At 54.4% G+C, this 13,494-nt stretch carries 6 protein-coding genes; all 6 read left to right on the top strand.

The genetic code is table 11. From position 1 onward, the window contains the following. Positions 1-213 precede the first annotated feature (213 nt). The 6 genes from dnaA to ACZ92H_RS20765 all read left to right on the top strand — a co-directional run bounded on the left by dnaA (position 214) and on the right by ACZ92H_RS20765 (position 13,360). A complete protein-coding gene (gene dnaA, locus ACZ92H_RS20740) occupies positions 214-1,608 on the top strand; it encodes a chromosomal replication initiator protein DnaA (RefSeq protein ID WP_034754339.1) in 1,395 nt (464 codons plus the stop codon). A 141-nt stretch (positions 1,609-1,749) separates the two neighbouring features. Beyond that, a complete protein-coding gene (gene dnaN / locus ACZ92H_RS20745) occupies positions 1,750-2,856 on the top strand; it encodes a DNA polymerase III subunit beta (protein ID WP_131378250.1) in 1,107 nt (368 codons plus the stop codon). 138 nt (positions 2,857-2,994) lie between these two features. After that, positions 2,995-5,493 (top strand): DNA topoisomerase (ATP-hydrolyzing) subunit B, encoded by a 2,499-nt coding sequence (gene gyrB, locus ACZ92H_RS20750; RefSeq protein WP_131378248.1) that lies wholly within the window; start codon positions 2,995-2,997, stop codon positions 5,491-5,493. Between the two features lie 890 nt (positions 5,494-6,383). Continuing rightward, positions 6,384-8,972 carry a type I restriction-modification system subunit M gene (locus ACZ92H_RS20755; RefSeq protein WP_465050951.1) on the top strand — a complete coding sequence of 863 codons (2,589 nt, stop codon included), beginning with the start codon at positions 6,384-6,386 and terminating at the stop codon, positions 8,970-8,972. Position 8,973: 1 nt separating this feature from the next. Beyond that, positions 8,974-10,227, top strand: a complete 1,254-nt coding sequence (locus ACZ92H_RS20760; RefSeq protein WP_465050950.1) for a restriction endonuclease subunit S — start codon at positions 8,974-8,976, stop codon at positions 10,225-10,227. Further along, positions 10,220-13,360 (top strand): type I restriction endonuclease subunit R, encoded by a 3,141-nt coding sequence (locus tag ACZ92H_RS20765; RefSeq protein ID WP_465050949.1) that lies wholly within the window; start codon positions 10,220-10,222, stop codon positions 13,358-13,360. Before ACZ92H_RS20760 ends, ACZ92H_RS20765 begins: the two co-directional genes overlap by 8 nt. Positions 13,361-13,494: the final 134 nt, after the last annotated feature.

The following is a 13,494-nucleotide window of genomic DNA, read 5'->3' on the forward strand; positions in this document are numbered from 1 at the left end:
GCAACGGGATAACCGGGGGATAAGTCCAGGCTTATGCACATGGCGCCCCACCCCGCCACGCAAAAATAACAGCCGCGCCTGTGGATAACTTTCGCAGTCGGGAGTAGAATAGCGCGTTACGTGTGGCGAGCCCTCGCGCGACGCCGGCCTTGCAACACGGTGAACGCAGGGCAGAATCGATACGCCCTCCCACACCTTTTCACATAGACATACATGGATAATTTCTGGCAGGCCTGTTCCGCGCAGTTGGAACTGGAGCTGACACCGCAACAATTCAGTGCGTGGATCAAACCGCTTATCCCTCTCGACTACGAAGAGGGCAAGCTGCGCATTGCTGCGCCCAATCGCTTCAAGCTCGATTGGGTCAAGACCCAGTTCGCCAGCCGCATCACTGCCCTGGCCATTCAGTACTTCGAAGCGCCCACGGAAGTGCAGTTCGTGCTCGACCCGCGCCTGGCCCTGCCGAAGAAGCCCGTTGCCGCCAGCACCCCGGCCAGCGATCCGAATGGCGGCGCGCCCAGCGCGCGCGCCGCGGAACCGCAGCCCAGCGTGCCGGAACTGAGCATCGGCGCGGCGCCGCGCCGCGAGCAGAGCCGCATCAACACCGACCTGACCTTCGACAGCTTCGTGACGGGTAAAGCCAACCAATTGGCGCGCGCCGCCGCCATCCAGGTGGCGAACAATCCGGGCGTGTCGTACAACCCGCTGTTCTTCTACGGCGGCGTCGGCCTCGGCAAAACCCACTTGATCCATGCCATCGGCAACCAGGTCATGGCCGACAACCCGGGCGCGAAGATCCGCTACATCCACGCAGAACAGTACGTTCGCGACGTAGTGACCGCTTACCAGCGCAAGGGTTTCGACGACTTCAAGCACTACTATCACTCGCTCGACATGCTGCTGATCGATGATATCCAGTTCTTTGGCGGCAAGAGCCGCACGCAGGAAGAGTTTTTCTATGCGTTCGAGGCATTAATTGCAGCGAAGAAACAGATCATCATCACCTCGGATACGTATCCGAAGGAAATCACGGGCATGGACGACCGCCTGATCTCGCGCTTCGATTCGGGCCTGACGGTGGCCATCGAACCGCCGGAACTGGAAATGCGCGTGGCCATCCTGCTGAAAAAAGCCAAGCAGGAAGGCGTGACCTTCTCCGATGACGTGGCTTTCTTTGTCGCCAAGCACTTGCGCTCGAACGTGCGCGAGCTGGAAGGCGCGCTGCGCAAGATCCTCGCGTACTCGCGCTTCCATGGCAAAGATATCACCATCGATATCGTCAAGGAAGCCCTGAAAGACTTGCTGTCGGTGCAAAACCGCCAGATTTCCGTGGAAAACATCCAGAAAACGGTGGCCGACTTCTTCAATATCAAGGTCGCCGACATGTATTCGAAGCGCCGCCCCGCGAATATCGCCCGGCCGCGCCAGATCGCCATGTACCTGGCCAAGGAACTGACACAGAAGAGTCTGCCGGAAATCGGCGAGCTGTTCGGCGGCCGCGACCACACCACGGTGCTGCATGCCGTGCGCAAGATCGCGCTGGACCGCACCAAGAACCCGGAATGCAACCATGAATTGCATGTGCTGGAACAAACATTGAAGGGGTAAGCGCCGCTTGGGCAAGACTGGCTCAAAACGTGCTTTACCCTTATTATCTGGGAGAGCGCCGCAGCTGGTCTGCCGGGGTTCCCCATGCAATGATTGTTAAATTACTACGTTAAACTTCATACCTATACATTGAGGATAAATATGCAATTGGTCAAAACCACCCGAGATACCCTTCTCCGGCCACTGCAGATCGTGAGCGGTATTGTCGAGCGTCGGCACACTATGCCGATTCTGGCCAATATCCTCATCCGCAAAGACGGTGAAAATGTCTCCTTCCTGTCGACCGACACCGAAGTGCAGATCACCACGCACGCGGAAATCGGCTCCGGCGCGGACGTCACCGGCACCACCGTGGCCGCGCGCAAGCTGCTGGACATCCTGCGCGCGCTGCCCGAATCGGGCGACGTCACGATGACCCTGCTGAACAAGCGCCTGACCGTGCAAACGGGCAAGTCGCGCTTCGCCCTGCAGACGCTGGCGGCGGAAGAGTTTCCAACCGTGCAACAAGCGGAAAGCTACAACGCGACCGTCACCCTGCCGCAGAAAACGCTGAAGCACCTGTTCAACATGGTGCATTTCTCGATGGCGCAGCAAGACATCCGCTATTACCTGAACGGCTTGCTGCTGGTATTGGATGGCAATAATGTCATCGCCGTTGCCACCGACGGCCACCGCCTGGCGTTTTGCCAGGTGGCCACCGAGCAAACATTTGCGCGCCAGGAAGTGATTATTCCGCGCAAGACCATCATCGAACTGCAGCGCCTGCTGGAAGAGAACGATGAGCCGGTGCAGCTGGACATCGCCGCCAACCAGGTGAAACTGACTTTTGCCGACATCGAGCTGATCTCGAAGCTGGTGGAAGGCAAGTTCCCCGACTACACGCGCGTGATTCCTAAAGGCTATAAAAACGACTTCACCATCGGCCGCGATGAGCTGCTGCGTTCGCTGCAACGCGCCGCCATCATGACCAGTGACAAGTTCAAGGGCGTGCGCTGCATCATCACCCCGGGCAGTATGAAGATCAGCTCGACCAACGCGGACCAGGAAGAAGCCGTCGAGGAACTGGAAATCGACTACGGCGGCGACGCCGTCGACATCGGTTTCAACGTGACCTACCTGCTGGACGTGCTGAACAACCTGAAGTGCGAATACGTCAACATCGCGCTGGGCGACTCGAACTCGTCCGCCCTGATCTCCATCCCTGACAACGCCGACTTCAAGTACGTTGTCATGCCGATGCGGATATAGAAGGCAGGTCGGATTAGCGAAGCGTAATCCGACGCACCCGGCGGCCATGTCGGGTTACGCCGTTCCGGCTAACCCGACCTACGCTCATCCGCCAGCAGTCCCGAATCAATCAGTAATCGCTATTTGAGAAAGCAGTCCATGTCCGAGAATCCACAAGACACCCCGATCCAGGCCAAAACGGAAGAATACGGCGCCTCCTCCATCCAGATCCTGGAAGGCCTGGAAGCCGTACGCAAACGCCCGGGCATGTACATTGGCGACACCTCGGACGGCACGGGCTTGCACCATCTGGTATTCGAAGTGCTGGACAACTCGATCGATGAATCGCTGGCCGGCCACTGCACGGAAATCCACGTCACCATCCACAGCGACAACTCGATCTCGATCACCGACAATGGCCGCGGCGTGCCGACCGGCCTGAAAATGGACGACAAACACGATCCGAAGCGTTCGGCGGCGGAAATCGTCATGACCGAACTGCACGCGGGCGGCAAGTTCGACCAGAACTCGTACAAGGTCTCGGGCGGCTTGCACGGCGTCGGCGTGTCCTGCGTGAATGGCCTGTCGAAACTGCTGAAGCTGACCATCCGCCGCGATGGCAAAGTGCATTACATGGAGTTCGTGCGCGGCGTGCCGCAAAACCGCGAAATCGAGATGCGCGATGGCGTGGCCGTCTCGCCGATCAAGGTCATCGGCGACACCGACAAGCGCGGCACGGACGTGCATTTCTGGGCCGACGAGGAAATCTTCACACACGTGGAATTTCACTACGAAATCCTGGCCAAGCGCATCCGCGAACTGTCCTTCCTGAACAATGGCGTCAACATCAAGCTGTCGGACCAGCGCACGGGCAAGGAAGAAATCTTCGCCTTCGAAGGCGGCACGCGCGGCTTCGTCGAGTACATCAACAAGGCCAAGTCGGTCTTGCACCCGACCATTTTCCAGGCCACGGGCGAGCGCCTGTCGGACCAGGGCACGAACATCTCGGTCGACGTGTCGATGCAGTGGAACGATGCCTATAATGAACAAGTGCTGTGCTTCACGAATAACATTCCGCAACGCGATGGCGGCACCCATTTGACGGGCCTGCGCGCGGCCATGACGCGCGTCATCAACAAATACATTGATGAACACGAATTCGCCAAGAAGGCGAAAGTGGAAATCAGCGGCGACGACATGCGCGAAGGCCTGACCTGCGTCTTGTCCGTGAAAGTGCCGGAGCCGAAATTCTCGTCGCAGACGAAAGACAAGCTGGTGTCGTCGGAAGTGCGCGGCCCGGTCGAAGAGATCGTCGCCAAGACCCTGGCCGACTACCTGCAGGAAAAACCGAACGACGCCAAGATCATTTGCGGCAAGATCGTCGAAGCGGCGCGCGCGCGCGAAGCGGCCCGCAAGGCACGCGACCTGACCCGCCGCAAAGGCATCATGGACGGCCTGGGCCTGTCGGCCAAGCTGGCCGACTGCCAGGAAAAAGACCCCGCCCTGTGCGAACTGTACATCGTCGAGGGTGACTCGGCAGGTGGCTCGGCAAAACAAGGACGCGACCGCAAGTTCCAGGCGATTCTGCCGCTGCGCGGTAAAGTGCTGAACGTGGAAAAAGCCCGTTTCGAGAAAATGCTGTCGTCGGAACAGATCACCACCCTGATCGCCACGCTGGGTACCTCGATTGGACCGGACGAATTCAACGTCGAGAAGCTGCGCTACCACCGCATCATCATCATGACCGATGCGGACGTCGACGGCGCCCACATCCGCACCCTGCTGCTGACCCTGTTCTACCGCCAGATGCCGCAACTGGTCGAGCGCGGCCACATCTACATCGCGCAACCGCCGCTGTACAAGGTGAAGGCCGGCCGCGACGAGCGCTATCTGAAAGATGACGCCGAAGAAGCCAGCTACATGATGACGGTGGCCCTGAACACGGCCGTGCTGGTGCCGCGCGAAGGCGCGGACGGCATTTCCGGCGAGACCCTGGCCGAACTGGTACGCAAGTTCAATCTGTCGAACACCATCATGACGCGTTTGACGCGCGTCATCGACCGCGCCGCCCTGACGGCCATCATGACGGGCGTGCAGCTGGACCTGTCGACGCTGGAACTGGCGGAAAAATCCGCGCTGGCCCTGCAGGCAGCCATCAACGATACCGCCGTGCAAGTGCACGTGCGCTCCGACGACCTGTCGGAAAAGCACATGCTGCGCATCGAACGCATGCACCACGGTAACGTCAAGGTCACGGCCATCGACGCCGACTTCGTGCAAGGCCCGGACTACGCCGTGCTGAGCAACGGTGCCGCCACTTTCGAAGGCTTGATCGGCGCAGGCGCGTTCGTGCGCCGCGGCGAAGGCGAGCGCGTCAAGGAAATCGCCGTGGTCGATTTCCACCAGGCCATGCAATGGCTGCGCGACGAAGCCGAGCGCACCGTGTCGAAACAGCGCTACAAGGGTCTGGGCGAAATGAACCCGGATCAATTGTGGGAAACGACGATGGACCCGACAGTGCGCCGCCTGCTGAAGGTCCAGATCGAAGACGCCATTGCGGCAGATCAAATCTTCACGACCTTGATGGGCGACGACGTGGAACCACGCCGCAACTTCATTGAAAACAACGCGCTGCGCGCGGGCAATATCGACGTGTAAACCACCGCGTCATGCCATCACGCATGCAAAGAAAACGCCACCTGTAGGATCTCAAAATACATGAAATAAATCTCATAATTTGAAATATCGGCGGCCACCCAAAACGGCCGCCGTTTTTGTCTACAGGCTCAGAAAATTCCGAAATAAACTCAAATAATTTTCGCGGCTGGCCAAATATACGTTGGGCATCGTTAAGATTAATCCGTCACGCGATACTCTCAACTGCAGCCCCCCCGAAACAGAGCATCGTCTATCATCGGCGAGCATCTGATCTAGGAAGCGGTAGTCACAGTTACGGCAGCGGCCATTGAAAAAGTTCGCAAGCCTTAGTGACCGACGGTAGAATTACCCAGATTGCACTATCTCATCTTGGTCTACGTACTCGGCTCAAATATCGTCTCCAAGCTCTCAATCCGAAAGTTGGCGAGTTTATGTGGGTACTTTTCGTAAATGGATAATTCGGTGGTTCCGAACTGTGCCACTGGCAGAAGCGGGTCAGCGCGGAGCAGCTTCGCGGGGTGGGGACTACGGATACAGCCGAGCCGGTTACGCTAAGCCGACTTCATGCTATACCATCATAATTAACGATCTGACATTGTCCTTGTTAAACTTTCTGTTTATGGATCCATCGATGGCGTCCCCTGGACTTTACTATTATATGCATGGTTGATAAGCTGCATCCAAACAAACCACCAATGGCATTATTAACAACACACTCCACATCCGATGCCGATGGACAAATCATAGCTAGCGATGAAATTTTGTTATTCAATAGCCAATAAAACAGCACTTCGCGTCAGTTTTACATACTTCAAATCCACTCTGGATAACAGGTAAACTGGGCAAGACCTCATCGATAAGCTAGTAGCAAACTTTAAAGCGTCTCCTGAATGAACAAACAACAACTCGCCGCCAAAATCTGGGAATCGGCAAACCAAATGCGGTCGAAAATAGAGGCCAATGAATACAAGGACTACATCCTCGGCTTCATTTTTTACAAATACCTCTCCGACAAGCTGGAGCGCTTCGCAAAAATCGAGGGCTTCAGCGATGAAGAGCTCCGCGCTCTGTCAGAAAGCGACGCCGAAGCCGTTGACCACATCAAGAGCAACATCGGCTACTTCATCGCTTACGAGCATCTGTTTTCCACCTGGATAGAGAACAAGGGCGACTTCGATGTCGCCCATGTACGCGATGCACTCTCCGCCTTCAGCCGCCTGATTCACCCAAACCACAAGCGCCTTTTCGATGGCATTTTCAAAACCCTTGAAACCGGCTTGAGCAAGCTCGGTGACACCGCCGCCAAGCAGAGCAAGGCCATCAGCGAGCTGATTCAGCTCATCAAGGACATTCCCATGGATAGCCGCCAGGGATACGATGTGCTCGGCTTCATCTATGAATATCTGATCAGCATGTTCGCCGCCAATGCTGGGAAGAAAGCCGGCGAGTTCTATACCCCGCACGAGGTCTCCGTCCTCATGTCCGAGATAATCGCGCATCATGTAAAGGACAGGAAAACCATTCAGATCTACGACTCCACCAGCGGCTCCGGCTCGCTCCTCCTAAATATCGGCCAGTCCATCGCCAAGCACATGGCGGACAAGGACAACATTAGATACTACGCCCAGGAGCTTAAAGAGAACACTTACAACCTCACCCGCATGAACCTTGTCATGCGTGGCATCCTCCCAACCAACATTGTCACCCGCAACGCCGACACCTTGGAAGATGATTGGCCTTACTTTGACGATCAAGACCCAGTCAATACCTACAACCCGCTATACCTCGACGCTGTGGTCTCGAATCCTCCATACTCGCAAAAATGGGATCCGCAGCACAAGGACACTGACCCTCGCTACGCCCGCTTCGGCCTCGCGCCCAAGTCCAAGGCGGACTACGCCTTCCTCCTTCACGACCTTTACCACCTCAAGCCTGACGGCATCATGGCCATCGTTTTGCCGCACGGGGTTCTTTTCCGTGGTGGCGAAGAGGGTGCGATCCGCAAGAATTTGATCGAAAACAACCACCTTGAGACTATCATCGGCCTACCGCCCAATATTTTCTTTGGCACCGGCATCCCCACCATCATCCTCGTGCTTCGGCAGAAGCGGAAAGATAGCGCTGTCCTCATCGTGGATGCCTCCAAGGGCTTTGCCAAGGAGGGGAAAAGCAACAAACTTCGTGCTTCCGATATCAAGAAAATCACCGACACGGTGATCGAACGAGTCAGCGTGCCGCACTACAGCCGCCTCGTCCCCAAGTCCGAGCTTCAGGAAAATGAATATAACCTCAACATCCCGCGCTATGTGGACTCTTCCGAGCTCGCCGAGAGTTGGGATCTCTATGCCGCCATGTTCGGCGGCATCCCGCAGAGCGAGCTGAATGACTTGGCTGACTTTTGGCAGGCCTTTCCAAGCCTGCGCTCCGCCCTGTTTGCCAATAACGGCACGCCATACGTCGCGCCGCAGGTGGAAGACCTTGCCCACGCCATTCGCGAACATGCCGAAGTGAAAAAATTTGGCGAAAAATTTTCTGCGGCATTTACCGATTTCAATCCCTGGTTGCGCCGGGCGCTGCTGGATCAGATGCTCACCCTTCACGTCCACGGACAGGAGGCGCTCATCAGCGAAGAACTGTTTGCCCGCCTTGCTCCGCTGCCACTCATTGACCGCTATCACGCTTATCAAATTCTCGACGTTCAGTGGCAGCCCATCGCCATCGATTTGGAAATTCTCCAGACAGAGGGCTTTGACGCCTCCCGCATGGTCGATCCTCATCTCGTCACCAAAAAGAAAGATGGGAAAGACGTAGAGGTGCAAGATGGCTGGAAAGGCCGCATCATGCCCTTTGAGCTAGTGCAGATGACCTACCTAAAAAAGGAGCTGGACGCGCTGCACGAAAAGGAAACCCGCCTCATCGAGATCACCGCCTCCATTGAAGAAATTCTCGAAAGCCTCAGTGAAGAAGAAAAATCCTCCGACACCGTCAACGACGTGGGCGATAAGTTCGTCAACGCCGCCGTGACCAGGGAGGCAACGTCCCTGCAAACCGAGGTGAAAAAATCAGGCGACTTTGACCCCGAATCTTACGAGGCCAAGATCATCAAGGTAGCCAAATGGCTCGCCGAAGAGAAAACTCTAAAAGCCGCGATCAAACAAGAAGCCGCCTCCCTCCAACTGAAGACCAAAGCGACCATCGAAGGCCTGAGCGATGCGCAGGTGCACGACCTCCTCGACCGCAAATGGATCATTTCCCTTAGTGACGAACTTCACCGCTTGCCCGATCAACAAATCGATGGATTGACCCGCAAGTTGGAAGCCCTCGTGGAAAAGTATCGCATCACCTACGCTGATAATGCCCGCGAAATCCAGCAAACTGAAACCGAGCTTGCTGGCATGATTGGGGAACTCGACGCGAACGAATTTGACCTTAAAGGCCTCACGGAACTGAAATCTTTACTCAATGGCAATGGCAACTAAGATGAGGAAGCAAACAAACAACAAAGCTCCTCAAATTCGCTTCAAAGGATTTGTGGGGGCGTGGGAGCGTCAGACGCTGGGGAACTTATTTCCAATCACATCTGCTGCTCGCGTTCATAAACATGAGTGGACTCAATTCGGTATCCCATTTTTCCGATCGAGTGATGTCGTTTCAGCTTTCATAGGTAAAGTAAACACAAAGGCATTTATCTCTAACGACCTTTACTTAGAACTTTCAGAGAGAGTTGGACGCGTCAAAAAAGGCGATATGCTGATCACTGGTGGCGGCTCTATAGGCATACCCTACTTAGTGAAAACCGATGATCCTTTGTACTTCAAAGACGCGGATCTTCTTTGGTTCAAAATTCGCAATTCCGTAGATAGTCACTATCTATTTACTTTTTTTTCATCTCAGTCGTTTAGGAGATATTTAAAAAGCATAAGTCACATCGGAACAATTGCTCACTATACAGTCGAGCAGGCAAAAATAACCCCACTCGCCGTTCCTAGAGAAAGTGCCGAGCAAACCAAAATCGGAGAGCTTTTCGAAGATCTGGATAGTCTGATTGGGTTGCATCAGCGCAAGCATGACAAGCTGATGATGCTGAAAAAAGCGATGCTCCAAAAGATGTTCCCGCGACCCGGTACAACCACTCCCGAAATCCGCTTCAAAGGTTTCTCGGGGGCCTGGGAGGAGCGTTTTTTGAGCGAGCTCACGAGCAAAGTAATTGAAAAGAATGTTTTAAAAGAGCACTCTGAAACTTTCACAAACTCAGCTGAGATTGGAATTATCAATCAGAGAGACTACTTCGACAAAGACATCTCGAACGCAGAGAATATCGGTGGCTACTACATCGTGGAACCAGATAGCTTTATTTATAACCCACGCATTTCGGCATTGGCTCCAGTTGGTCCAGTCAATCGAAACAAGCTTGGCCGGACAGGTGTAATGTCACCGTTGTACACCGTGTTTAGAACCAAAGATGTTGATAACACTTTTCTGGAATATTTTTTCAAAACGAATCTCTGGCATCCTTTCATGTATTTAAATGGGGATACCGGAGCAAGGGCTGACAGATTTTCGATCAAAGACGCTGTTTTTATGGAACTACCCGTCCCTTATCCCGTTTTGCTAGAACAACAAAAGATCGGCACCTACTTTCGTACGATGGATGAGCTAATTTTCAAACACGCCATCCAGCTTCAAAAGCTCAAACAGATCAAATCCTCCTGCTTGGAAAAAATGTATGTCTAAATCCCCTATGACCACTTTTTCCAAAGAATCCGAATTTGAAACCGCAGTGATCCGCGAGCTTCGCCAGCGTGGCTGGGGCGACGCGGAAGTCATCAAGAACCCGAGCGAAGCGGACTTGCTGGCGAATTGGAAGCTAATCCTTTTTGAGAACAATCGTGGCAAGGATCGGCTCAATGAAGTGCCCCTGACCGACGGTGAGATGCAGCAGATCATGGAGCAGATTACCGCGCTGCGCACACCGCTCAAGCTCAATGGCTTCATCAACGGCAAAACTGTTGCCATCACCCGCGATAACCCAGTGGACACGTTGCACTTTGGCAAGGAAGTGAGCTTGAAAATTTACGACCGCCACGAGATCGCCGCCGGTCAGAGCCGCTACCAGATCGCCCGGCAACCGCGTTATCCCCGTGGCTCGGAGCTCATCAATGACCGGCGTGGCGACCTTCTGCTCCTACTGAATGGCATACCAGTGATCCACATTGAGCTGAAGAAAAGCGGCGTGGCGGTGGGTCAGGCCTACAACCAGATCCAAAAGTATTCTCGCGAAGGCATTTTCACGGGCATTTTTTCGCTCATCCAGATCTTCGTGGCGATGGAGCCCGCCGAGGCGCTTTACTTTGCCAATCCCGGGCCGGATGGGAAGTTCAACAAAGACTACGCCTTTCACTGGGCGGACTTCAACAACGAGCCGATCACCGATTGGAAGAACTTCACCGCCAGCCTGCTTTCCATCCCGATGGCGCACCAGCTCATCGGCTTTTACACTGTGGCAGATGAATCGGACGGCGTGCTGAAAGTAATGCGTAGCTACCAGTACTACGCCGCCCACGCCATTTCCGACAAAGTGGCCAAGACTGATTGGAAGAATGCAAACCGCCTTGGCGGTTACATCTGGCACACCACCGGATCGGGCAAAACCATGACCAGTTTCAAGTCCGCCCAACACATCGCCAACTCTAAGGACGCGGACAAAGTGGTCTTCCTGCTCGACCGCATCGAGCTGGGCGCCCAGACCCTGCAAGCCTACCGCAACTTCGCCGGCGATGGCAATGAGGTGCAGGCCACGGAACACAGCGGCGTGCTCATCAAGAAACTCAAGAGCACCAATCCCGCTGATACCCTCATCGTCAGCTCCATTCAGAAGATGAGCAAACTCAAGGATGAAGAGGACGGGCTCAAAGCGCACGATCTGGAAACCATGCGCGCCAAGCGCATCGTCTTCATCGTCGATGAATGCCACCGCTCCACCTTCGGCGACATGCTCATTGACATCAAAAAGAGTTTCCCTGGAGCGGTTTTCTTCGGATTTAGTGGCACACCCATCCAAAAAGAGAACGTCCGAAACGACAACACGACCACCGATGTCTTTGGCGATGAGCTACACCGTTACAGCATTGCCGACGGAATACGCGACAAGAACGTCCTGGGCTTCGATCCCTACCAAGTGCCGACATATAGCGACTACGATTTAAGGAAGGCCGTCGCTTTGGGAAAAGCCAAAGCCGCCACGCCACAGGAGGCCTTTGCCACCCCCGCAAAGAAGAAGGTTTTCAACCACTACATGAATTTGCCAATGGCGGGACACAGGGATAACGCCGGTGTTTATCAAACAGGCATAGAGGATCATCTATCCAGCACCCAATACAATCGGAACGAGCACCAGAACGCCGTGGTTCAAGACATTGCCGACAAATGGGTCACCCTTAGCCAAGGCAGTAAATTCCATGCCATCTTCGCCACCAGCAGTGTCCAAGAAGCCATCACCTACTACCGTCTGATGAAGGCGCAATGCCCGCAGTTGAAAATCACCGCCCTCTTCGATCCGAACATCAGTGATGAAGATGGCGGCGGCGACCCCGTTTTCAAAACCAATGGCCTCGTCGAAATCCTGGGAGACTACAACGCGTCCTATGGGCACAAATTCGACCTTGGCAGTCATGCCAATTTCAAAAAAGACCTCGCCGCGCGTCTTGCCCACAAAGCGCCCTATATTCGCATTGAGACCGAGCCAGACAAGAGGCTCGATCTGCTGATTGTCGTGAACCAGATGCTCACCGGCTTCGACTCGAAATGGCTAAACACGCTCTACCTCGACAAGCTGTTGGCGTATGAGAACATTATTCAGGCATTTTCCCGTACCAACCGCCTCTTCGGGCCGGACAAGCCGTTTGGCACAATCCGCTACTATCGCAAGCCGCACACGATGAAGCGGAACGTCGCCGCTGCCGTAAAATTGTATTCAGGAGACAAACCCATCGGCCTGTTCGCGGATCGTTTACCCCACAATTTGGAGCGCATGAATGCCAGCTTTGCCGAGATCAATGCCATCTTCGAAGCAGGGGGCATTAAGGATTTCATAACGCTGCCAGATGACCTCACCGAGCGCGCGACCTTTGCCAAAAATTTTCAAGAATTCAACAGAATTCTAGAAGCGGCGAAGATCCAAGGCTTCACTTGGGAGAAAGCGATCTATGAATTCGATGAACCAAAACGAACGGTTGACCTTGCTATTACCCAGCATCAATATCTCACACTCCTTCAGCGGTATAAGGAGCTTGGCGGCGGTGGTGGCAGCGTTGGCGAGGCCATCCCCTTCGAGATTGATAGCCACATCACCGAAATCGACACCGGCAAGATCGATGCCGACTATATGAACTCGCGCTTTGACAAATATCTCAAAGTTCTGCAAAGCGGCAATGAACCGGCCAAGGAAACCACCTTGGCCGAGTTGCACCGGTCCTTTTCATCGCTTTCCCAAGAAGAGCAAAAAATCTCCGAGATCTTCCTTCATGACATTCAACGTGGCGACGTGCAGATCGACGCCCACCGTACCTTCCGCGACTATCTGGCCGACTATCAGGCCAAGGCTAAGAATCGTCAAATCGACATGCTCGTGGCTCTTCTAGGTGTGGACAAAACGAAACTCGTCGCTCTCATGAACACCCATGTGACGGACGCCAATCTCAACGAATTTGGCCGCTTCGACGATCTGAAAGCGACCGTCGATCAACAAAAAGCGAAGACCTACTTTGAAGGTTTGGAAGGCAAAGAACTGGCCTTGTTTAGGGTCAATATCAGAACCGCAAAGCTCCTCCAAGATTTCATTATTAAAGGGGGGATATTATCCACCTGAGCTTTACCGTTGTAACCTAAATCGAAGGGTGCTTGTCAAGTTGTCGGTTTGAGAGCAAATCTTCGCGCGTTTACGAATGTCCAGCTTTACGCCCATGCCATTTGGGCGTAAATCACCATATCAGACCTTAACCA

The organism is Janthinobacterium foliorum, from assembly GCF_978021625.1.

Excerpts from the sequence above, each read along its gene's own strand:
- dnaN (WP_131378250.1), top strand. The coding sequence starts at position 1,750 with ATGCAATTGGTCAAAACCACCCGAGATACCCTTCTCCGGCCACTGCAG.
- gyrB (WP_131378248.1), top strand. The coding sequence starts at position 2,995 with ATGTCCGAGAATCCACAAGACACCCCGATCCAGGCCAAAACGGAAGAA.
- ACZ92H_RS20765 (WP_465050949.1), top strand. The coding sequence starts at position 10,220 with ATGTCTAAATCCCCTATGACCACTTTTTCCAAAGAATCCGAATTTGAA.
- ACZ92H_RS20755 (WP_465050951.1), top strand. The coding sequence starts at position 6,384 with ATGAACAAACAACAACTCGCCGCCAAAATCTGGGAATCGGCAAACCAA.
- ACZ92H_RS20760 (WP_465050950.1), top strand. The coding sequence starts at position 8,974 with ATGAGGAAGCAAACAAACAACAAAGCTCCTCAAATTCGCTTCAAAGGA.
- dnaA (WP_034754339.1), top strand. The coding sequence starts at position 214 with ATGGATAATTTCTGGCAGGCCTGTTCCGCGCAGTTGGAACTGGAGCTG.